This is a genomic window from Pseudomonas sp. PA-5-4B (assembly GCF_021606215.1).
Lineage (GTDB): Bacteria > Pseudomonadota > Gammaproteobacteria > Pseudomonadales > Pseudomonadaceae > Aquipseudomonas > Aquipseudomonas edaphica.
The window spans coordinates 1-22,363 of sequence record NZ_WKDB01000089.1 but is presented as its reverse complement, the minus strand read 5'-3'; the positions used below and the strand labels follow the sequence as shown (position 1 = coordinate 22,363).

23 protein-coding genes and 1 pseudogene are annotated in these 22,363 nt (G+C 58.9%); 9 read left to right on the top strand and 15 right to left on the bottom strand.

Features of this window, described 5'->3' with window-relative positions; translation table 11 throughout:
- Window positions 1-256 (bottom strand): hypothetical protein (locus GIW28_RS27735; protein WP_236490450.1); only part of this gene is annotated, 256 nt, incomplete at its 3' end.
- A gap of 130 nt (window positions 257-386) precedes the next feature.
- Here GIW28_RS27735 and GIW28_RS27730 point away from each other — a divergent pair.
- The 8 genes from GIW28_RS27730 (at window position 387) to codA (ending at window position 5,826) form a co-directional block, all read left to right on the top strand.
- The gene (locus GIW28_RS27730) at window positions 387-857 is read left to right on the top strand and encodes a hypothetical protein (protein WP_236447175.1); all 471 of its coding nucleotides are present in this window, start codon (window positions 387-389) and stop codon (window positions 855-857) included.
- Window positions 858-919: 62 nt separating this feature from the next.
- Window positions 920-1,132 (top strand): helix-turn-helix transcriptional regulator, encoded by a 213-nt coding sequence (locus tag GIW28_RS27725; RefSeq protein ID WP_081609232.1) that lies wholly within the window; start codon window positions 920-922, stop codon window positions 1,130-1,132.
- A 63-nt stretch (window positions 1,133-1,195) separates the two neighbouring features.
- Window positions 1,196-1,552: a 6-carboxytetrahydropterin synthase QueD gene (queD, locus tag GIW28_RS27720; RefSeq protein ID WP_236447385.1), complete on the top strand. Its 357-nt coding sequence runs from the start codon at window positions 1,196-1,198 to the stop codon at window positions 1,550-1,552.
- A gap of 234 nt (window positions 1,553-1,786) precedes the next feature.
- The gene (locus GIW28_RS27715; protein ID WP_017135296.1) at window positions 1,787-1,984 is read left to right on the top strand and encodes a helix-turn-helix transcriptional regulator; all 198 of its coding nucleotides are present in this window, start codon (window positions 1,787-1,789) and stop codon (window positions 1,982-1,984) included.
- 25 nt (window positions 1,985-2,009) lie between these two features.
- Window positions 2,010-2,450 carry a GNAT family N-acetyltransferase gene (locus GIW28_RS27710; protein ID WP_138449291.1) on the top strand — a complete coding sequence of 147 codons (441 nt, stop codon included), beginning with the start codon at window positions 2,010-2,012 and terminating at the stop codon, window positions 2,448-2,450.
- A 9-nt stretch (window positions 2,451-2,459) separates the two neighbouring features.
- A complete protein-coding gene (locus GIW28_RS27705) occupies window positions 2,460-3,083 on the top strand; it encodes an NUDIX hydrolase (RefSeq protein WP_017135298.1) in 624 nt (207 codons plus the stop codon).
- A gap of 140 nt (window positions 3,084-3,223) precedes the next feature.
- Window positions 3,224-4,492: a cytosine permease gene (gene codB, locus GIW28_RS27700; protein WP_236447383.1), complete on the top strand. Its 1,269-nt coding sequence runs from the start codon at window positions 3,224-3,226 to the stop codon at window positions 4,490-4,492.
- A gap of 98 nt (window positions 4,493-4,590) precedes the next feature.
- Window positions 4,591-5,826 (top strand): cytosine deaminase, encoded by a 1,236-nt coding sequence (gene codA / locus GIW28_RS27695; protein ID WP_017135300.1) that lies wholly within the window; start codon window positions 4,591-4,593, stop codon window positions 5,824-5,826.
- A gap of 9 nt (window positions 5,827-5,835) precedes the next feature.
- On the opposite strand, the gene GIW28_RS27690 is transcribed toward codA, so the two are convergent.
- From GIW28_RS27690 to GIW28_RS27670, 5 genes are all read right to left on the bottom strand, one after another.
- Window positions 5,836-7,992 (bottom strand): lipase family protein, encoded by a 2,157-nt coding sequence (locus GIW28_RS27690; protein ID WP_236447382.1) that lies wholly within the window; start codon window positions 7,990-7,992, stop codon window positions 5,836-5,838.
- A gap of 14 nt (window positions 7,993-8,006) precedes the next feature.
- A complete protein-coding gene (locus tag GIW28_RS27685; protein WP_236447381.1) occupies window positions 8,007-8,792 on the bottom strand; it encodes a hypothetical protein in 786 nt (261 codons plus the stop codon).
- The gene (locus GIW28_RS27680) at window positions 8,785-9,609 is read right to left on the bottom strand and encodes a DUF4123 domain-containing protein (RefSeq protein WP_236447380.1); all 825 of its coding nucleotides are present in this window, start codon (window positions 9,607-9,609) and stop codon (window positions 8,785-8,787) included. The genes GIW28_RS27685 and GIW28_RS27680 overlap by 8 nt, the downstream gene beginning before the upstream one ends.
- Window positions 9,609-11,627, bottom strand: coding sequence for a type VI secretion system tip protein TssI/VgrG (tssI, locus tag GIW28_RS27675; protein WP_236447384.1), 2,019 nt, complete (start codon window positions 11,625-11,627; stop codon window positions 9,609-9,611). Before tssI ends, GIW28_RS27680 begins: the two co-directional genes overlap by 1 nt.
- Before the next feature lie 302 nt (window positions 11,628-11,929).
- Window positions 11,930-12,916, bottom strand: coding sequence for a diaminopimelate epimerase (locus GIW28_RS27670; RefSeq protein WP_099550073.1), 987 nt, complete (start codon window positions 12,914-12,916; stop codon window positions 11,930-11,932).
- Between the two features lie 356 nt (window positions 12,917-13,272).
- Between GIW28_RS27670 and GIW28_RS27665 the strand changes: the two are divergent.
- A pseudogene (locus GIW28_RS27665) lies at window positions 13,273-14,423 on the top strand (MFS transporter).
- Between the two features lie 25 nt (window positions 14,424-14,448).
- Here the strand turns inward: GIW28_RS27665 and GIW28_RS27660 are convergent.
- The 9 genes from GIW28_RS27660 to GIW28_RS27620 form a co-directional block, all read right to left on the bottom strand.
- Window positions 14,449-14,985 carry a type III secretion effector protein gene (locus GIW28_RS27660; RefSeq protein WP_178110951.1) on the bottom strand — a complete coding sequence of 179 codons (537 nt, stop codon included), beginning with the start codon at window positions 14,983-14,985 and terminating at the stop codon, window positions 14,449-14,451.
- Between the two features lie 13 nt (window positions 14,986-14,998).
- Complete coding sequence (locus GIW28_RS27655; protein WP_099550076.1) at window positions 14,999-15,220, bottom strand: hypothetical protein; 222 nt, start codon at window positions 15,218-15,220, stop codon at window positions 14,999-15,001.
- A gap of 306 nt (window positions 15,221-15,526) precedes the next feature.
- Entirely contained in the window at window positions 15,527-15,853 is a 327-nt protein-coding gene (locus GIW28_RS27650; RefSeq protein WP_236447379.1) for a hypothetical protein, read from the bottom strand.
- A 180-nt stretch (window positions 15,854-16,033) separates the two neighbouring features.
- Entirely contained in the window at window positions 16,034-18,439 is a 2,406-nt protein-coding gene (locus GIW28_RS27645) for a TonB-dependent siderophore receptor (RefSeq protein ID WP_177034964.1), read from the bottom strand.
- Window positions 18,440-18,536: 97 nt separating this feature from the next.
- Window positions 18,537-19,487: a FecR family protein gene (locus tag GIW28_RS27640; protein WP_236447378.1), complete on the bottom strand. Its 951-nt coding sequence runs from the start codon at window positions 19,485-19,487 to the stop codon at window positions 18,537-18,539.
- A 32-nt stretch (window positions 19,488-19,519) separates the two neighbouring features.
- A complete protein-coding gene (locus GIW28_RS27635) occupies window positions 19,520-20,020 on the bottom strand; it encodes a sigma-70 family RNA polymerase sigma factor (protein WP_017135310.1) in 501 nt (166 codons plus the stop codon).
- Window positions 20,021-20,110: 90 nt separating this feature from the next.
- Window positions 20,111-20,755 (bottom strand): CGNR zinc finger domain-containing protein, encoded by a 645-nt coding sequence (locus tag GIW28_RS27630; protein WP_236447377.1) that lies wholly within the window; start codon window positions 20,753-20,755, stop codon window positions 20,111-20,113.
- Window positions 20,756-20,849: 94 nt separating this feature from the next.
- Window positions 20,850-21,464, bottom strand: a complete 615-nt coding sequence (gene cysC / locus GIW28_RS27625; protein ID WP_099550080.1) for an adenylyl-sulfate kinase — start codon at window positions 21,462-21,464, stop codon at window positions 20,850-20,852.
- Window positions 21,461-22,363 (bottom strand): MFS transporter (locus GIW28_RS27620; protein WP_236490448.1); only part of this gene is annotated, 903 nt, incomplete at its 5' end. The genes cysC and GIW28_RS27620, both read right to left, overlap by 4 nt.

The window sequence follows — 22,363 nt, the reverse complement described above, 5'->3', positions numbered from 1 at the left end:
ATCTCAGGGCGATCGAAAGAGCCGCTGCTATGAAGGAAGCAGCAATTTTCGAAGATGAATGAATCACATTGAGAAAATCTCCAAAGGTCGCCGTCTCCGGATCAGCTTCCACTAGAAATAATACGATAAATCCAAGATAACAGCCTAGAGCACACGCCAAAAAAGCCTTCATTTCAGAGCGCGCAAAAGCTATGAAGCGTTGAGTTAACAAAGTACCACGGTGGGCGGCGCTTCTTAGCGACTCGCTGAAACTCATAGCCTTGTTCCTTCCATTGATTGCTGGCTGATCGATAGTAAATCAACGCAAATAAAACCCCAATCCCCCTACATGCCTTCCGGCGAGCGGAGGTCGAGGTATTCGTATGCCTGCAAACTGTGAATACAGCATGGAAAAAAGTGATGCCTCGAACCTGGCGGGCATGGCGCACCTGGATCTGGTAGAGCGGCGCTCTGCGCTTGAGGTTTACCTGCAGATCCATGGACAGCGCCGTTTGGTTGAGTTCACGGCGCAACTGATCGGCATGGCCAACTCGGTCGCGGAGAACTGCGCTGAGATGAGCGATCAGGTGCTGATCGAGGAATGCGGCGTCCACCCCGACAGGTTTACCAGCGTGAACCTGCCAACGCTCATCGGAGCATGCCAAGGCGTAATGATCGCCAGCAAGTGCGACCTGGCGGGCGCGTGCCATGGGTGCGCTTACCGCCTCGGCTCAATAGCCAACCAGTCACCCATCACCACGTGTGATGCGGAGTTCATGGAGCACAACCAGAAAGGGTTCATGTGCCACGCCCACCTCGACGAACAAGGCGAGCCCACCAAGGTCTGCGTCGGCCACGCGAAAGCAGCAAAACCCTAACCCACCTTCTGCCGCCCAGCGCGGCTCATTGACTCACGCCGCCCGCGGCACGGAGAATCAACATGGCAGCAGCAGAGAAAATTGATCGTTTCCTGCGCCTCGACGAGGTGCTTTACACCACAGGTCTGGGCCGCAATACAGTTTATCGGCGGATCAGGGAAGGCACATTCCCAAAACAGGTTAGAATAGGCCCCAATTCGGTCGCTTGGCGCCAGTCGGCAATTGCTGAATGGATGACATCAACAACGCCCAGCAACGACCAATCAGTACATTGATCAGTACACCAGTTACTGGCAATACTCCACAAGCCACGCAACACAAGCCCTACAGGTCACACCGTGGAAATCTTCAAAGAGTTTACCTTCGAGTCCGCCCACCGCCTGCCCCATGTACCGGAAGGCCACAAATGCGGGCGCCTGCACGGGCATTCGTTCAAGGTGGCTATCCACCTGAGCGGCGACCTGGATCCCCATACCGGCTGGATCCGCGATTTCTCGGAAATCAAGGCGATTTTCAAGCCGCTCTACGAGCGCCTCGACCATAACTACCTCAATGACATCCCTGGCCTGGAGAATCCGACCAGCGAAGTGCTGGCCAAGTGGATCTGGACCGAACTCAAGCCCCTGTTGCCGGAACTCAGCGCGATTCGCATCCACGAGACCTGCACCAGCGGTTGCATCTATCGCGGCGGGTAAGCGCTTGAGTGTTTAAAACCACCTGCGGGTGGTTTTTTTATGCCTGGCCCCTGCAATTGTAAAGCGTGCTTGACATGAAAAACCTGCACACCCAACGTAAAGCATCCTTTGCTTAAACTTCAGCGACGGTTTCCTGGAAACCGCAAGCCTGCCGCGCCTGTCGGCCTTCATGGTCTGGCCGATCATGGGCGGCGTCTGGTGTGGGGCCATAATCATTGGCACAAGGCGCTATCAATGAATAATCAGCTGCGCCAGTTACGCGCAGAACTGGGTTGGTCCCAGGCCGATCTGGCGCAGCGCCTGGGCGTGTCGCGCCAGACCATCAACGCCATCGAGACCGGCCGCTACGACCCGAGCTTGCCGCTGGCGTTCAAGATCGCCAAGGTGTTCGAACGGCCCATCGAAGCGATCTTCGAAGCGCCAGTGGACTGAGCCTTTATGACAGGAGCACGCTGAATTGATACGCCCCGCCACTACCAATGATAGTACCGCTATCGAGGCCATCGTCCAGGCTGCCTATGCGCCCTACATTGAGCGCATCGGCCGCAAGCCCGGGCCAATGCTGGAGGACTACCCGCAGTTGGTCGAAGACGGGGGCGTGCATGTGCTGGACCACGCCGGGCAAGTTCAAGGCTTTGTTATCCTGAGGCACACCGACACGGCGTTGCTGTTGGATAACCTCGCCGTCACCCCACAAGCCCAGGGCCTTGGTTTCGGCCGACAACTGATGGATTTTGCCGAACAGCAGGCACTTGATGCCGGCTACAGTGCCATCCGCCTGTACACCAATGAGGTGATGACCGAGAACCTCGCGCTGTACAGTCGCCGTGGCTATGTGCAAACCCATCGCGCCGAGGAACACGGCCTGCGCCGCGTATTTATGATCAAACATCTATAGGAGCACCCCATGGAAAACCTCTGGCTGGCCCAGGCCAAACGCTTGCAGGCACTGGCGTCCACGGGGCTGCATTTTTGCACTGACGACTTTGAGCGTGAGCGCCTTGAGGAAATTGCCGAGATTGCCCACAGCATGCTCGCGCAACTGGCGGATGTGCCGCTTGCGCGCATCACCGGGCTGGTGCCGGATTTTGCCAAGCGTTATTCAACCCCGATGATTGACGTACGCGGCGCGGTGATCGAGGGCGACCGGATACTGCTGGTGCGCGAATTGACCGACGGCTGCTGGGCCCTGCCCGGTGGGTACGCCGATATCGGCCTGTCGGCGGCGGAAAACATCGTCAAGGAGATCCGTGAGGAAGCCGGGCTGAGCGTCACGGCACGCGCGCTGTACAGCGTCACGCACAAGGCCAAGGGCTTGTATCGCCCGGATGTGCGGGACTTCTACAAGCTGTATTTCCTGTGCGAGCGGGTCGACCAACGGGCGCCGATGGCGGGCTTTGAAACCACTGAAGTGGGCTTTTTTACCCTCGACGACCTGCCGCCCCTGTCCCGTGGGCGCACCATCGAAAGCGACCTTGAAGCGGCGTTTGCGTTTCATCGTGGCGAGACCACCCAGACGCTGTTCGACTGATCCATTTTGTCTCACCGCTGCACTGCTTTCGTGCCTGCTTGGGCGCGCTCGACACAGCTGCCTGGCGACAAATACGCCGCGCTGCCGGTTTGGCACGCGCAGTGCAACAGCGCTGCGTCAGTCATCCAGGGAGCAAGGCCATGACGCAGCAAGAACCGGGTAACGATTACCCCCTCAGCGAAGTGCCGATGCATGCGCGCAAGGGCCTTGCGTCCACCGCCATGGTGTTGCTGGGCTTCACCTTCTTCACCGCGACCATGTTCGCCGGCGGCAAGCTGGGCGTGGCGTTCAGTTTTACCGACATGCTCGGCGTCGTGGCCCTGGGTAACCTGTTGCTGGGTATTTACGCCGCAGGCCTGGGCTACATCGCCTTCAAGAGCGGCTTGAATTCGGTCCTGATGGGGCGCTTCTGCTTTGGCGAGGTGGGCAGCAAACTCAGCGACTTGATCCTCGGCTTCACCCAGATCGGCTGGTACGCCTGGGGCACCGCCACCGCGGCCGTGGTGCTGGGCAAATATTTCGAATTGAACCAAGGCATGGTGCTGGCACTGATGGTGCTGTTTGGCCTGCTGTTCTGCGCCACCGCGTATATCGGCTATCGCGGGCTGGAGATTCTGTCCTATATCGCGGTGCCGGCCATGGGCATCCTGCTGTTGCTGTCGATGTGGGTCGCCACCGTCAAAGTCGGCGGCCTGGAAGGCTTGCTGGCAGTGGTGCCGACGGCGGAGCTGGACTTGTCCACCGCCATCACGCTGGTATTCGGCACTTTTGTCAGCGGCGCCACCCAGGCGACCAACTGGACGCGTTTTTCTCGTTCGGCCAAGGTCGCGGTGCTGGCCAGCCTGATCGGCTTTTTTATCGGCAATGGCTTGATGGTGTTGATCGGTGCCTATGGCGCCATCGTCTATCAGCAACCCGATGTGGTCGAAGTACTGTTGCTGCAAGGTTTCGCCATGGCGGCGATGGTCATGTTGCTGCTCAACATCTGGAGCACGCAGGACAACACCATCTACAACTTCGCCGTGGCCGGCTGCAATCTGCTGCGTACCCGGCGGCGCAAAACCGTAACCCTGGCCGGCGCGGTGATCGGCACCCTGCTGGCACTGCTTGGCATGTACGACTTGCTGGTGCCTTATCTGATTCTGTTGGGCACCGTGATCCCGCCGATTGGCGGGGTCATCATGGCGGACTTCTTCTACCGCTATCGCGGCCAGTACCCGCGTCTGGCCGATGTACGCCTGCCGGCGTTCAATTGGCCAGGGCTGGCGGCGTATGCCGTGGGCACCGTGCTGGCGTTTCACTCACCGTGGGTGGCGCCCCTGGTGGGGATTGTGGCCGCTTCCCTGGCCTACATCGCACTCACAGCGGCCCTGCGCGTGCGCGCACCTTTGGCTGACGTACAGGCATGAACCCGACTGTTGCCATGAGGATGGTAACCTTGTGGCTGATAACCCTGATGACCTGGCGGCTGACTGCCTGATTATCCAAAGCCAAGAGGAACTTGCCCATGCATATCATCAATGCCCGCCTGCGCAACCGTGAAGGCCTGCATGATCTGCACCTGGAACACGGCCGGATCGCCCGCATTACTGCACAAACCGTGGCGCCGACATTAACAGCTGACGATCTTGACGCCGCTGGCAACCTGGTCATACCTCCGTTCGTGGAACCCCATATCCACCTGGATGCGACGCTGACCGCTGGCGAGCCACGCTGGAACATGAGCGGTACCCTGTTCGAGGGCATTGAGTGCTGGGGCGAACGCAAAGCCACCATCACCCAGGAAGACACCAAGGCCCGCGCCAAGAAAACCATCCAGGCCCTGGCCGCCCATGGCATCCAGCATGTGCGCACCCACGTTGATGTCACCGACCCTGACCTCACCGCGCTCAAAGCCATGTTGGAGGTGCGTGAAGAAAGCACGCACCTGATCGACCTGCAAATCGTCGCTTTCCCGCAGGAAGGCATCGAGTCTTACCGCAACGGCCGCGAACTGATGCAGGAAGCCATTCGGCTGGGCGCTGATGTGGTCGGAGGCATCCCGCACTTTGAATACACCCGCGACCAAGGGGTTAGCTCGGTGAAGTTCCTGATGGACCTGGCCGAACGCACCGGCTGCCTGGTGGACGTGCACTGCGACGAAACCGATGACCCGCACTCGCGCTTTCTCGAAGTACTCGCCGAAGAAGCCCGCAGCCGCGGCATGGGCGAGCGCGTCACCGCCAGCCACACCACGGCGATGGGTTCCTACGACAATGCCTACTGCGCCAAACTGTTTCGCCTGCTGGGCCACTCGGGCATCAGCTTCGTTTCATGCCCTACCGAAAGCATTCACCTGCAGGGCCGCTTCGACAGTTTCCCGAAACGCCGAGGCGTCACCCGCGTCAATGAACTGCTCGAGGCCGGCATGAACGTCTGCTTCGGCCAGGACTCCATCGTCGACCCATGGTACCCGCTGGGCAACGGCAACATCCTGCGCGTGCTGGAAGCCGGTCTGCACATCTGCCATATGCTGGGCTACCGCAACCTGCAAAGCGCCCTGGACCTGGTCACCGACAACAGCGCCAAGGCCATGGCCCTGGGTGACCGTTACGGCCTGGAAGCCGGTCGCCCGGCCAACCTGCTGGTGCTTTCGGCAGACAGTGACTACGAGGTGATCCGCAGCCAAGGCCTGCCGTTATATTCGATCCGCAATGGCAAGGTGCTGATGCAACGCAGACCGGCACAGGTGGAGTTTTTGTAAGCCCCGGGGTCAGACGATTGAATCAATATCCAGTGGCTGCACCCGGCCGGCGCCGTCCTGAAGTGGCGCGGGAATACTGGCGATTTGCGCCAACTTGCGGTTTTCACGGTGGCGCAACCAGCGTTTCACGCTGGGCTGCAAGCCGGTGGAATCGGCGTGGCTGCCATACACGTCACGCACGTCCAGACGGCGCCAGCGTAACGACTCCAATCGGCGCCGACTGCTGCGCAAGCGGTCGACTTCAGCGTTCAGTGCCTGGTTATGCGCATGCCCATAATCGCGTTGGTTCGGTGGGCGACGACGCTCGAGCTCGCGGTTCTTGTCGCGCAGTTGTTGGGTCATGGTGTCGAGCGCCAGGTCTATCAACTCGAACTCTCTGGCGGTGATCAAAGGCCCCTGGCACTCCACGGTTTGCTGCCAGCGGCGCAGAGTGGCCCACGCGGCTGGAATGTAGCTGGCGGTCATGAAATGCTGGCTGGCCTGGAACAGTTGTTTCAACAGGTTGGCACGCTCGGGCATATCGCCATGCAGTTGCAGTATACGGTTGCATCCCGCCTCAAGGATGGACTCACAACCGGGCGTCCATAACACTGAGGAGTGCGTGCCGTCCGGCAGCTTGATGGGCATGAAGTGCTGTTGTTCGCCGTGATGCTGGTAAGGATTGCCGCCGACGCGCACAAGGCCAGCGGCGAACAGCAGGCCACCCGCACCGGGCGCGGCAAAAAGCGTGACGGCGCCCGGCACCCAGAGTTTGGCGGTGGTGTTCATCCACGTGGCAGGGACACTGGGAACCGGGTCGTTGTGGTTGACGATGCGGTGATGGATAAGGGCTGAGGCGCCGTCGGTAAACTCGGAGTCTGCGGCGCGGGGAGCGCCGTAGGTGTAGAGGAGGATGTTGTACTTACGATCAGGAACGCGGCGTAGCCCTTCAGCCAACAGCAATGCAATGGCACCGCCCAGACTGTGGCCGCAAATCACAATGCGCTGTCCGCTGTAAAATCGGTAAAGGTAGCGCAGAACAAAGTCGCGCATCGCTCGATAGGCCTGATAAAAGCCCTCATGGGCTTTGCCAACACCTTCAGCAAATGGCACTTGGTGGGCATTCGCGTCTCGCAAAGCATCGGCACCACTGGCGGTACCGCGTACAGCGATCAGAATCACTTCGTTGTGGTGACTGATAAACGCCTGGGTATCCGTACCGAAGGCTTCATCGTCAAAAAAGTGCAGGCTAGCTGGATGCTCCTGTTTCTCTTCAAGCTCCGGACGATTTTGTGGATACAACTCAGGATCGAAAGGCAATATCTCAAACCGCTGGGAGTATGGAACCTCTTCATACAACGGGTAGAAGCGTTGAGCCTGATCACGATCGACCTTCCAGGCTTCTTGAAACCCCGAGAGTTTTTCCACGAACAGATTGCCTGCGCTGGGATCCAGGGGAAAACTGACGTGTTCCACCGGAGGTTTTGGAGGTTGCTGGCCAAAATCGCAGTAACTCAATGTGGACATCAACGCCAATTGATACAGGTTCAACGCACAAAACTGATCATCGGTCGACAACATCGGGCGCAGGGCCCGCAAAGGCCGTACCTCCAACACCGTGTGCAGGTTGGGGAACAGCACGACGCCTGACAATGCCGGCTGCGGCGGACCAAACCCCAGCTCAGCCATCATTTTCAATGCATGCCTTGGAGGCTGATAGGTTCTGGAGGCAAACGGCGGCAGGTGGGCACTATGTCGAACCAGGTCGCGCACCTCAACCTGATAAAACCGGTCGGCTTGGCCTTGTGCAGGGTTACCCTCGATACGTTGGCCATCAGCCGCTGAAAATCGGGTGTGTTCGGCGCGGGCTTGAAGTTCGGTGATAGGTAACGGGTAAGTCTTGCGCTTTCTCAATTTGGAATATGGCTCTTCGTCGCCTGAATACTGCGCATCCAAAGAAAGAATGACAGGGCCGCAATAAAACCCTTCCACCTTGGCGTATCCCTCTCCATTCAACCTTCCGTTGTACCGGCGCCCTGTAGTGTCTTGGATTGTGTAGACCAGCCCACCGTAAGCCTTCCCGCTGCCCGTTTCATCCACCAGGCAAACGCTTGCCCAATGTCCTTTCAACGGGCAAGCGGGCATCTTGCTACTGAAAAAAGATTGCTTCCATGCTGCCTGGCTCATGAGTCATCTCCTTGTTAATTGCACGTCGGATAAACATCACAGATACGTCCATCCGGCATCTTTATAGGTTTAAAGTCCGTGGTGTTACTGCCACAGTATCCGGACAGATCTTCAAAGCTTTTACCCCGGCACCGTTTCCATCCCCCTGGTACAGCTAGCCAAGTGTCCTGAAAAGCGGGTGCCTCCTCGTCTATAACGCTCAACGTCAGCCTTACTTTTTTTCCTGGGAGCAGCTCTCTCTGTACTACACCACCCGCCAGCCTTTCTTCCCTTTGCCCCGCTGTGTTCAACGCTCTGCATTCCAACAGTTTCGTGATCGCATGCAAGGGACCCACCGTACGAAAAAACCACATACATTGCCCGGCGAACTCCTGGACACCCGAGTCCGGCATGCCTGCGACACGTTCAGACTCAATGGGATCGGCGAAAAAGATCCCTGCGGAATCCCCGTCGACATCGCTATATCGCTCACCCCACTTCGCATAAAGAGTGAACTCCACGCTACGCAACACCGTAGGGCACCCCTCAATGGTTTCAGTCAGCGGGAACTCATAGCTCACTCGTTCGGCCACGGGTTTGTAATCGGCAATAAAGATCTTGCGTTCCGGCCTTTTGCCTCGACGCTGCGGCAAGGTGCAGAGTTCATATCTGGCGGGACGGTAGTTAGCGGCACCGATGAATCGAAACTGTGCGGGTAAATCCACCTCCAGGGTAAAACGCTTAGCCGGCGGTGCCAGCGCACAACCCGAGAGCCATCCTGCACCGAGCGTTATCAAAACGCTGCGCGTCCACCTATTCATGCTTTTGCCACTCCCGTAACACCCGCTCAAAATGTTCCGACGGCGCCTCGCCCTCTATCGGCTGCCACCGAATCGTGCTGCCTTGCGTCGCCTCCTCCAACCGACGCACCACCAGAAACTCGAGCTGCTGGGGGGCTCGCCATTGCCAGGCACGGGCCTGCTCCAGAACCTGCGCCAGCCAGATTCTGGGGTTCTGAAACTCGACCAAGCCGGCGAGCTTTTCGCTGTGTTCAGTCAGCAGATAACGCAGGATATTGGCGTGCAGAATCACTTCGGCCTGAGGATTGGGCGTGTTCAGCCAGGGCACAGGCACAGGCACGGGATACTCCCCCGGCATTGGGTTTTCACCCCGACACCAACAGCCTTGGTGCCAATAGCACACACCGATCAGTGGGCCGAGAAACACTGGCCAGTGCTCGCCCTGTAAATGGGTCAAAGCACGTGCCAAGGTACGGTTATCGTGAAAGCGATACACGGCCTGGCTTCCCTGGCGCCCTACCAGCAGACGTTCGCGCCAATGCCGAACCACGCCAGCCAGATCATCACCGGGCAGGCTGCCCAGCCAGCCCCAGTTCGTCTCGGGGTGTTGCAGCAGATCAACCAGCGCAGGCTCGTCCGCCTGCTCCACCAACAGAATCAACGGGCCTGCCGCTGCCAACTCGACCAGGGCGGTCTCAGCGTACAGGCTGCAATACTGCGACAGGTTACGCACCGCCAACAGCTGTTGACGTGCGCCGTGGTGACCATCAAGGATCAAGCACAGTCGGCGCCCCGCCTGATGCTGTTCGGCCATCCACTGGCCTGGCTCGTTTGGCATCAGGCAGCCCTCCGCATGAGGGTGCACTGGCCTTCACGACACGCCTCGCACACTGGGCAGAAGTCCGCGCCCAACTGCCGGGCCTCGTCCAGAAGGGTGCCTTGGGCCGTCGAGAGGTTCGGCGCATCCATGGCCGATAATGGGTTCGCGGACCGAGTGAGGGGCGGCAAGCCGCCAACGGTGACAGGCCGGCTGCTGAAAATGCCGCCCGCCTGGATAATCAGGTGCTCGCCTCCAGCCTTGAGGCTCAATTGTGCGCCCGCATCGATGATCAGGCTGGCGCCGGCCTTGAGGACGATCTGCTGCCCGGCCTGGATAACCATGGACTGACCGATATGCGTCTGGCTGTCTCCCTGCACATCCAGCCGATCGTTCGTGCCAAGCATGGCAGTGCGGTCTCCGGTGATGTGTCGCTGCTCGCCACTTTCCAAATGAACCGTGCTTAACCCGCGGATGATTTCACGCCGCTCTCCCGCCACCTCAAGACGACTGTCATGGCCGACCTGCTGTTCCAGGTCCCGTTGGGCGCGCAGGAAGATGAGTTCCTCGCCGTGGCGATCCTCAAGGTGCAGTTCGTTGGCCCCCGTGCCCCCCGGAACACTGCGGCTGCGCAACACGCTGCGTGTCTTGTGTTGCGGCAAAGGGTAAGCCGGCCTGTGCAGCGCATTGGGCAGGCAGCCGTTGATCAACGGCTGGTCCGGGTCGCCTTCCAGAAAGGTCACCAGCACCTCCATGCCCACCCGCGGAATCAGCATGGCGCCGAAGCCATCGCCCGCCCAACCGGATGCTACCCGTACCCAACAACTGCTTTTGTCATCGGTGGGGTCCAGGCGGTCCCAATGAAAACGTACCTTTACTCGACCGTAGGCGTCGCAGTGCACCTCCTCGTCTGCTGGCCCCGTCACGATGGCGGTTTGGCTGCCGTTGAGGGTAGGTTTCGGGTGTCTGATGGGGGGCCGATGCACGGCGCGCCAGGGTGTTGCGGTAAACCGGTTTCGGTAGCCGTGGAATGTGCCCGCCACGGGCGCTGCTTCCTCCAGCACCTGCGGTTGATAGCCTTCGTGATGCACCGACGTGAGCAACCACAAATCGTTGCAGGTGGGATCAGGGTGGTCACACAGCTCAAGAAAATGGCCGCTGCCCAGCGCCGGTTGATCACTTTTGCCCACGGCACGATGGCGGTCACGCAGATGCCGCTCCAAGCCCCTTTGCGCCAATTGCCGACCTCGCGCATGGTCGCTGAAACCACCAGGGTAATGGTAATCCTCAAGGCGCTGCGTCAATGCAGGCCCGGCCTTGTCTTCCAGGCGCAGCGACGGATGCTCGAAGTCATGATCACGGCGCACCGTCAGCTGGGTACGGGTCTCCAGGCGCACGTCGAACTGCCGGATGGCTCTCGTATTGGCTGCCAGCTCGTGCGTCGCGCAAAATCGCTGTGCAGCCAGACGCCGAAACACCGTCTGGTCATCACCGAACACCAGCACGTGATTATTCGGGCCATGGCGAAAGTGGTAGTGAATACCCTCCTCCTCGCACAACCGCTGGATAAAGTGCAGGTCAGTTTCCGCGTACTGAACGCAGAACGGACGGGATGGGTAAGCCACAGGGCCCAGTTCGAAGGCATAGGCGTCCGCCAGAATGCCGTGGTGCTCAAGGACCGCCGCAATAATCTGCGGCACACTGCGTTCCTGGAAGATCCGCTGGTTGTGTCGATGGGCAAGACACGCCAGGCGTGGTGCCAGGGTGAGACGATAGCGAGTGAGCCGAACGCCGGGCCCCTCACGGCCGATAGCGTAGATGCGCCCATGCAGCCCCGCACCGGATTCGCCAAAGTCCAGATAAGCCGGCTGGTGAAGCAGCGCCTCCAGATCCAGAGAGGGGTTTTCGCTGACTAAGTGCACGGTAATGAAGTAAGGCTGATCAAGGCCTTCTCGGCCTTTGAAAGCGAGCACCTGGAAGTCATTGTTTATTTCTGGAAGTATCAACTTGAAACGTGGCGCGGCAGATGTTTCAACCATCCCTAAGTTACCCATCATCAATTATTTGACTGAAAGGCCTCCCCCCATCGGGCATTGATTGAACTGCCGGGAAAAAGCGCCTGAACCCAATAAATCTTAGCGATTTCAGGCGGAATTTGACCCTTTAAAAATAAAAAAGACGTTTCGCACAACGTGGTAGGACGTGTCTTTTACAAAATAATAAATTCGCAGAATTTAGTAGCATTCAACAACAAGAAACTTCTTACGCCAACTTTAACCACACAACTAACCGATAAAGAAACGGCTGACACGCATTCAAGATATCAGCCACTTCTGCGCCTTCAGGCTTGCACGCATGCAGTCCCGAACAGACTGACGCTCAGCAGCGTTTCGGCCTGGCACTGTAAACGCACCGGCACTGTGCCACCTGGCATGACCACAGCCACCTCGCCGGCGTCAACCCAACCCGCGCGCCATGCCGCGCAGGCAACTGCGCTCGCGCTGGTACCCGAGGACGCGGTGGGTCCTTCTCCTCGCTCAAACACCCGCGCGATGACCCGATTGCCCGAAGCATGTGCGGCCCATTGCAGATTGATCCCCGCCAAACAAGGTTGGCCGCGCCCACCTGGCGGTGCAAAGGCAATGGCCCGTAACGACTCAAACAGTGCGGGCTGGTGCATCGACTGATTGTCCGGCAAGGCCTGTGCATGCTCGACGAGCGTCACACAATGAGGATTGCCCACACGGACGAACTGGCTGACGGCCCATTGCGGGTCAATCGCCGCCAGTGCAGCCACATGGCTGAACTCACACTGCCCCAATGTTGCTGCGCCAGTACCGGTAGCGGCCACCGCTGCTGGCCCGAAACTCGGCCGGCCCAAGGCCAGCCAGAAGCCTGCAACCTGTTCAAAGATCGCCGGTTGTGAATAGGTCACCAGCACAGAGACTGAATCCTGCTTGTCGTGATGCACCTGCAACTCACACCCTTGCGTCATCAAACCTTGATCCGTCAGCGCCTGGGAAAAAATCGTCAACCCGTTACCACTGCGTTCGGCGAGCGTGCCGTCAGTATTGACGATCAACACGTCAAACGGCGGCGCAGACTGGAACGGCCCGACCAGCAAACCATCGCAGCGGTGTGCCTTGGGAGTGGCCGCACGCGGTAACGTGCCCCATTCACACTCCGACGCGATAGCCAATGCTGCCCACTCTTTTCGAGTGCTGGCAGCGCGGTCGGCACATTCAGGCACGGCAATGCCCCTGCTGCGTAGGTAGTCGGGGCTGGCCACACCGTAAATATTGCCCCGCGCGTCATAGAACAGAGTCATCGAGACACCTTCCCAAGAAAATTCACCGGAAAATTTCTCCGATTGCCTACACACTTGGTAGCAGCGTATTACAGAAAACCGGCGCAGTGGGAAGTGGACTGGAAGGTGGTAATCCAACGCAAAAACCTGGGGTTCATCCGTTTTCACGCAGATTACGCACCTTCCAGACCACCGCCCAACAATCCGATAGCCTCTGTGTGGTCGCCACCGTCCATGACGTTCCGCTGCTGTAACAATAAACCTGCACCTGCGTGTCAGCCCCTCTCTTCAAGGGAACCCGGCTCGCTCGACAGGGCATGATGTGCAAGGATGTCGCGCCGGACATCGTTCGTTGAACGCAAAACCAAGGATTTTTCATGACTGCCATCCCCACCCCAGCGCCCGTGGTTCCCGGACGGCTGGAACAAATGTCGACCCGCATTGCCTTTTTCATCGCAGGCTTCGGTATCGCGGCTTGGGCGCCGCTGGTGCCCTACGCCAAGGCACGGGCAAACCTCAATGAAGGCACGCTGGGCCTGTTGCTGTTGTGCCTAGGCGTCGGATCGATCATCGCCATGCCGATGGCTGGCGCCCTGGCTTCACGCTTCGGCTGCCGCCGGGTGCTGACCGCCGGCACAATCATGATCTGCCTGGCACTGCCGATGCTCGCCACGGTCAGTTCAATCCCCTTGCTGATCGCCGGGCTGTTCCTGTTCGGTGGCGGCCTGGGCACTGTGGATTCGACGGTCAACCTGCAGGCGGTCATCGTTGAGCGTGCCAGCGGCAAAACCATGATGTCGGGCTTCCACGGGTTGTTCAGCCTTGGCGGCATCGTCGGCGCAGCAGGGGTTGCCGGTTGCTGGGGCTGGGCTTGTCGCCGTTGCAGGCGACCCTGGTGGTGATCGTCATCATGGCGCTTGCATTGTTCAAGGCCGGGCCTCATCTACTGCCCTACGGCAGCGAAAGCTCAGGCCCGGCGTTTGCCGTGCCGCACGGTGTGGTGTTGTTTATCGGCTGCCTGTGTTTCATCGTGTTCCTGGCCGAAGGCGCCGTGCTGGATTGGAGCGCGGTGTTTCTCAATGCAGAACGCGGTCTGGATGAAGCTTACGCAGGCTTGGGTTACGCGGCGTTTGCCTTGACCATGACCGCAGGGCGCCTGACCGGTGATTCGATTGTCCGCCGCCTGGGCGCCACCCGCGTGATCGTCATTGGCGGCGCGCTGGCGACTGCCGGCATGTTGCTCGCGACATTATTGCCGGCCTGGGAAACGGCGCTGTTGGGGTATGCCTTGGTGGGCGCCGGCTGCTCGAATATCGTACCGGTGTTGTACACCGCCGTCGGTAAACAAACGGTCATGCCGGAACATATCGCCGTGCCGGCCATCACCACGCTGGGGTATGCCGGTATTCTCGCCGGGCCTGCAGTTATCGGGTTTATCGCCCATGGCAGTAGCCTGAGCACGGCCTTTGTGCTGATTGCGCTGCTGCTGGCCGGGGTGGCCATCAGCGGTAAAATTCTCAAGGTGTAACAAGCTCACCGCACAAGGCCATGGGCTATCTGGCTTTGTGCGCTTCGTATTGTTCCAGCCAGCGTTCCAGGCTTTTGTTACAAAGCCAACCCTCATGCCTGGGACGCCCCAGCAAACGCATGTTGTTGGCACGCTCCAGCGAACGCAGCAGGCCTGGGCGCTCAATGATATTTTTGGCGGTGTAGACGCAGTGTTCACTGTACTTTTTCCTCGGTAGCCCAGTAGCGGGCTCCAACAGGGGGCGGCCCTGCGAATCGAGGTCGTCAGGATCACTCATCACGATTTTGAGCTGGGTTATTTCCACGTATTCAAGCGCTTCAAAAAATACCGTGCGGTCTTTGGGTATGTCCCGCAACTGTTTGAAATAGCCTTGCAAAGCCATTACGACCTCGGCGTTGCCCTGATCATGAAAAGGGTCCTGGCTGAAGGCGCCAGGGGAGCTGTTACCCAGCAACGCTGCAGCGGCTGCGCTCAGGCTGTCGCGGGTGATGTATCCCGCGCCGTCGATGATCGCGTCGTTCAGCAGCGGGCGGTTGAGAATTTCCCTGACCAGCAGGATCATACGGTCGCGCACCTTACTCTCCACTCAAGGTTTGAGCTGCGATCTGGCGCAACGACGCCTGCGTCAAGCGGCCTTCTTTTAAAAAACCGTGCAGCTCGCCAAAGTGTTTCTCCAGCTCGCCCGCCAATTGGCTATCAGTGGAACTCGGACCTGGCGGTGTGGTGTTGGCGCGAGCCGTGGGTGCATTTTGCAGCGCCTGCTGGCGCAGCGAAGACAAGCCTCCACGCCACAACATGGGTCGCTGCGACGGCAACTCCCGCGTTGCGAATGACTCATCGCCGGGCGAATGAAAAACGCGGGACGATGAAACCCGACCTACCTCTGGCCCGCCCAGGCCGATTGGCTGCGCGCGCAGTATTGCACCCTCAATCTTCATGCTTCATCTCTCGCCTTTTGCAGATCCATGCTTGCCTGAAAGTCAGTACCAGAGTGGCCCGAATCATCGATTCGCCCTCTGGGCAGCAAGCAACCGATATGTGGTTAGCGCCACGCGATAGTTCCGGCCGGCAGGAGCATCCCAATAACAGCATGTAACACTGGATCACCCAGATGTTTGCCCACGCCACCGGGAGCAGAGGCCATTGATCAGCGCAGCCCAGCGAAAAATGGGGCGCCTCAAACAGTGAGCTTTAGAACTGTCGGCAGGCCCTGACGCATGCAGCCCGCGGGCAAAATCATCTGCGACGGGCGCCTGGAATTTTTTTTGACCCACAAATGCTTTCATTCGCAGCGTTTCGGTGGCGTATACCGTCGACAAGGCTGCGCAGGTGTCTTCCTTACTTGACGATGTCGAGCAAGCAACTTCATGCCAGCCATCAAAGGTGCAGCGGCCATCGGTCTGGCCGGATTGAAACGAAGGTGAAGTCATGTCTGGCCCCTGGTTCAGCGTCTGAAAACGACCAGTACGATCAACGTCGCTGGTTACAACCTGTGTGGCAAACGCGCGGAAACAGTTCCTGCCCGGGCCCGGGCAGCTTGGTGAGCACCTTGAAAAACAAGTAAAAAAAATCGCAGCCCTTGAGCTGCGATTTTTCTTACAAACGGTCGGTCAGAAGCCGACGCTCGCCTGCACGAAGAACGTACGCGGCTGACCGAGGTACAACCCGGCGTTGTTGTCACTGGATCGCGTGTAGTGCTGTTGGTCAAAGACGTTCTTCACGCCCACACCCAGTTTCAGGTTCGACAGTTGCGCGCCGAAGTCATACCCGCTGCGCACGTTGACCGAGACATAGCCGGGGATATCGCCGTACTGCCCATCGGCGGTGCCCTGGGTGATGTAGGTGGTGCCAGTACCCGGCGCACGTTGACCGGATTGGGCATAGACGTCCAGGTTATGGGTCCAGTGATTGATGTCATAGCGCAGGCCCGCCGTCAGCACTTCACGGGAGTAGAGCGGCAGGTCGCGGCCCTTGAACGGCACATCACCCTCGGCAGTCGCCTTGGTGTAGGTGAAGCCCGCGTTGGCAGTCAGGCCATCGAGGCGTGGGTCCAGGTTCGACAGGTCGTAGTGGGCCGAGGTTTCGATACCCTGGTGCCTGGTGGCGCCGAGGTTGGTCCAACCCACGTCGTTGCTCACATATTGCAGCTCATCCGAGAAGTCGATGTAGAACAGCGTCACTTCGCCGCCCCAGACACTGTCGTTGTAGCGTGTGCCGATCTCGTAGGTCTTGGCTTTTTCCGGGTTCAGGCCGTCGGCCGCCTGGTTGACGCGACCGCCCTGCCCGATCTGCGCGTACTGCAGGCTGCCGAATGAGGTTTCGTAGTTGGCGAAGACTTTCCAGGCATCGGAAATGTGGTACATCACGCTCAACGCCGGCAACGGCTCGTTACTATTGATTTTGCGATTCTTTTCCACGGTGCGCACACCGTTCAAGGCAACCACCGGGCGGTCATGCCAGTTGGTTTCAATGTGTTCAAAGCGAATGCCCGGCGTGACGGTCCACTTGCCGATATCGATTTTGTTGTCGATGTAGAACGCGTTGGCGACGGTGCCGCCAGTGCGATCCTGGTAAACATGCCCGTCATTTTGCCCGCCCGGCGTCGGCACGTTGTTGACCAGATTGAGGCTGCTGGCCTGTTCATGCATGCCTTCTTTGAGGTAGCGATAACCGACGCTGACTTCCTGGGTGCTCGGGCCCACGTCGAACACATGGGAGATCCGCGGCTCGATGCCGAAGGTGTAGTAGCTGCGCGGGTAGGAACTGATGGTCTTGAGGTCGCGGTTGGCAATGTTGCTGCCACGGAAGCTGTCGATGTAATAGGTCAGCACTTCGGCCTGGGTACGGTCGTCGATCTGGCGGAGGTACTTGAAGGACACATCCTTGCGACGGCCGCTGAAATTGTCCCAATCGCGCACCGACTGATACGGGTTGGCGTCAAATTGCTTCTGGGTCAGGCCGCCGGGCATATCGGCGTTGGCATTGTAATAGTGAAGGTTCAGCGAGAAATCGTCTTGATCGGTCGGCGCCCAGTGGGTCTTGAGGATCACGTCGTCGATGTCGTTGGAGTTGTTGCTGTTGCGGTAGCCGTTGCCATTTACCCCGGTATACAGCAACGCCACGCCCATGCCGTTATCGGCAGTACCGCCGACAAAAGCATTGTCGACGTGTTTCCAGCCGCCGTGGGCAGAGGTTTCCAGGGTGGTGCCGACTTCGCCCGAGGCTTGCTCAGGAATCGCGCGGGTCACGAAGTTGATCACGCCGCCGACGTTCTGCGGCCCATAACGGACAGAACCTGCGCCGCGCACCACGTCGATACTGTCCAGGTTACCGGCAGAAATCGGCGCCATCGACAGTTGCGGCTGACCATACGGAGCGAACGCCGCCGGCACACCGTCGATCAATACGGTGGAGCGCGGCGACAGGCGCGAGGTCAGGCCACGCACGCCGACGTTGAGGGAAATATCGCTGCCACCCGTGCCGTTAGCCTCTTGCACCTGCACGCCAGGGACGCGGCGCAGCACGTCACTGACATTCATCGCCCCCTGCTCCACCATGGCTTCACGGCGGATCACAGTACGTGCGCCCGGATGGTTCTGCACCACTTCGGCATTGGCATCGCCCAGCCAGTCGCCGACCACTTTGATGTCAGTGACGCCCAACTCCACCGGCGAGCCGGCTTCCCCCGTGCCGCTGCGCAGTGGGCGAAGGGTCACGGAACCGGCATCGATCTGGTAATCCAGGCCGCTGCCCTGGAGCAATTGGCGCAGAGCCTGCTCGGGAGACAGGTTGCCGTCCACTGCAGGCGCATGCTTGCCCGCGACCATGTCAGGGCTGAAGAACACTTGCAGGGAAGTCTGCTGGCCCAGTTGACTCAGAGCAGCGCCCAGCGGCTGCGAGCGAATATGGATGCCGTCGGCCGCAGAGGCCGCAGGCAGGGCGGAACTGACCGCAAGCGCCAGCGCCAGGGGCGCCCAACGGGAGACTTTATTGTTGTTCACGACAAGTTTTTTCACGTCGAACCTAGTCCTGTGATCGCAAGAGTGTGCGACTGTTAATGCAAACCAGTTGCAGTTGCAGAAGAAGACGAAGAACTCGAAAAAAACCTGAATATCAGCGTGAAATAATTTCCTGACTGCCGTCCGGCAAGGCTCGTACCGCCACTGGCAGGATATGTGGCAGCGCTTTGAGCAAGGCGTCGGTGTCGCTGGATTTGAACACGCTGGTCAGCCGCAGGTTGCTCACCGCCGCCGTGTTGACCCGCAACGGCTGCTCGCGATAGCGCGATACTTCCCGCGCGACTTCGCCGAGGGTGGCGTTGTTGAACACCAACTTGCCCGTGCGCCAGGCTGTCAGCTCATCAGCATTCACGGCATACGCCGTAACGACTTGCCCGGTAGAATCGACATGCGTGCCCAGCCCTGCCGTGAGCATCACGATCTGATCCGACGCACGCCCCTGCACCTTGACCGTGCCGGCCTCGACCACCACGCGGGTCTGGTCGTCATCACGGCGGACATCAAAACGCGTGCCGGTGACCGTCACCTGCCCTGCCCCGGCGGCCACGATAAATGGGCGGTGGGCGTCGTGCTCGACGCTGAACATGGCTTCGCCCTGTTTGATTTCTACGCCGCGCCGACCCTTTTCATAGTGCACCGCCACCACGCTGCGGCTATTCAGGTCCATCACCGAACCGTCGGGCAATGCCACTTGGCGATGCTCGCCCAAGCGCGTGCTGAACTCGGCACTGTAGGGTTTGGGATGATCAAGCCCGCTGAACAGGCCAAGCCCCAAGGCGATGGCCACCACACTGGCAGCCACGGCGTAACGCACAATAGCGCGACGTTTGGGGCGTTCGACCGGGGCCTCGCACAGCGCTTGCAAACGCGCCGTGGGCACAAGGTCGGCGGCGTTCCACAGGCCTTGCAGCACTTCAAATTCGTATTGATGCTCAGGCTGCTCGGCACACCACGCCTCAAAACGCTGTTGCTCTTCGCGGTTCAACTCGGCGTTTTGCAGGCGTACAAACCATTGCGCGGCTTCGTCGCGAGCACGGCTATCCATCGTGGAAGATCCTGTTTCAAAACGGGCAGAGTTCATGGGGCCATCGCGTCCAGGCGGTCGCGCAGATGCCGCAAGGTGCGGATCATATACTTTTCCACCATGTTTTTAGACAGGCCCAGGCGTACGGCGATTTCTTGCTGGGTGAGGCCCTCGATTTTCTGCCAGATAAATATCTTGCGACAGTTAAGCGGCAACTCGGCCAAGGCCCGCTCGATGGAGTCCGCCAATTGGATCGCGTGCATGACATGCTCCGGGTCACCGTTGTGGGGCGAACGCTGATCAAAGGCGTCCAATGCCAGCGCCTCACGCCGGTCTTCGCGACGGTAAGCGTCCACCGCAATGTTGCGCGCCGTTTGATGCAGATAGGCGCGCGGTTGCTCAACGTCGCTCGAACGCGACTCAAGCACGCGCACGAAGGTGTCGTGAGCCAGGTCTTCGGCCTGCTGACGGTTTCTCAGGCGGCGTGTCCAGGTACCGATCAACTCTTCGTAATGCTCGAAAAAGCCTGTTCTGCGGGGCGGCTGAGGAATCATCGCGTGAGCACTGGGAGGCGGGGCGTGAATAGTAATGCTTCCTATTAAGCGGAGCAATTGCTTCCCATCGCTCGCCTTACTGCGTTGCAACTAAAGATGACCGGCCACCTGTTTGAGTCGGCTCAGCTTCTCTCGACTGCCACACACACTCATCTGGCACCATTTGCGTTGTTTACTTTTGGAGAGGTCGAGAAATATCCAATCGCAATCGGTACAACTGCAGCTCCTCAACGCGTGAAGCTGGCTCGATACCAGCAGTTGCGTCGCGTCTGTGGCCAGGCGCGCTATCAGCATCGACGTCAACTCTTGCGCAGAGCTGCAGGTGCGCCAACCCCATGCGGGCATCCCGTCAATGGAGCGCAATACTCGCCACACCGCGCCTTGTTGGTAGTGCAGATTGATCTGCTGTAATGCCTCATCGGTGACGTTCTGGCGTAATGACAGGTTGTGGAAGACGCCGTACAGACGCTCTCTGAATGCAATAACAGCGTCCAGGTCTGGCTGGAAGGATATAGGCGAGTCAAACACCATAGGCGAGTATGCATCGTACTCTTGCTCAGAGAGCAAAGAGGCGTGTAATGCCCACTCAATGAAGAACTTAAAACTGGTGAGCCGCTCTTCCGTCACCTTAAGTGTGGAATACGGCCTGCGCCCATTAGTGGTATTGATAAAATCCAATACCCGGGCGCCGCCGATCAGCCGGATTGATTTTGCAGTGCCCGTGAAATGTGTCATTCCAACTCCCGAAAAACCTGCACGCTCTGCCTTGGCAGAGAATACCTCGTTTCTTGGAGTCGAAGTCGCCACCCCGTAGCTGGAAGACCAATGGCTAAGCAGGGGCCTGCGCACGCGCCATCCAATCAAGAATGATCCCGACCGATTGTTCAACCGAAAACACGTGGGTCTGCAGATGCACTTCAGGAAACAGCGGAGTGTCGTAGTTCGAATCAATACCCGTAAAGTTCTTGAGCAGCCCGGATCGCGCCTTTTTATACAAACCTTTAGGGTCCCGCTGTTCGACAGTTGCCAGTGGGGCATCCACGTGGACTTCTACAAAATGGTCGTTGCCAATAATCGAGCGCGCGTAATGCCGACTGGCCGATGACGGCGAGATCAGCGCAACAATGACGATAAGTCCCGCCTCCACCATCAAACCCGCCACCTCAGCGACCCGCCGAATGTTTTCATCCCGATCACTGTCGGTAAACCCCAAGTCACGACAAAGCCCACTGCGTACCGAATCGCCGTCAATGATGCAGGTAAACCGGCCTTGGGCCCTTAAGGCAATATCCAGCGCATCGGCAATGGTCGATTTCCCGGAGGCAGAAAGGCCAGTCATCCAAATGACCCTAGGTATTTGCGTCATAAGTGACTGTTCGGCACGCGCGTGGCTGAACGCAAACTCATGCAAATTCTGTTGTGGGCCCTGTGCAAAATAGCTCATGACCGTTCTCCCTCCGTCAGCGAAACAGGCTGTTTGCCCAACATGAACACCATCACGCATTGCAATAACAGAAGCAGCGAAACCACCCAATAGACTGTCGCGAACGACCCTGTCAGGTCTTTGGACAGCCCGCCCAGAAAGTTACCGCACACGCCACCCAGGCCAATCAGCACATTGGCAATGCCAAATGCCTGCGTCAGCCGGTTGACCGGAACGATTTGCCCGATATAGCTGGGGACCAACCCAAAAATGGGATAAAACGCCAGCGCAAACAAAAAAGCCGCCAAATAGAACAACGCGATAGTGTTAAAACTGAACACCAGCATGGCTGCCAGACCCGCACTCAGAAAGCACAGGGCCAAGGCCGCCCTGGCACCCACTTTGTCCGCAACCCACCCCACCAAAAAGCCCGACGCCATCCCCACAGCGCCGATCGTCGTCCAGATAAACCCTGCGTCCTGTACCGAAACGCCTAATTCATCGCGCAGGTAAGGTGCCAGGTAAGTCTGAAACGGCAGCAGTGCCATCCCATTGAGAAAGGCGATGCCCCAGATCAGGTACAGCGAACGGCTCAGCCATGGCGTGTGGCCATCGAGCGACCGCGAGCGCTCACCTGAAAAACCAGCCGCCTGCTCCGCCCCCATGTTACGCAACAGAAACCAGGCCACGAAACAGAGGCCCAATGACACAAGGCCGGCGGTCAACCAGATCGAGCGCCAGCCACCCTGCAAGGTGAGAAACGACACCAGTAACCCGTTGATGAACACGCCATAGCTGGTGCCACTGGAGATCAGCCCCATGACCCGGGAGCGATTACCTGGACTGAAACCCTTGGTGACGATTTCTGCCAGCGGGATGTAAACCGAAGCGGAGCACCCTCCCAGCAAAATCAACAACCC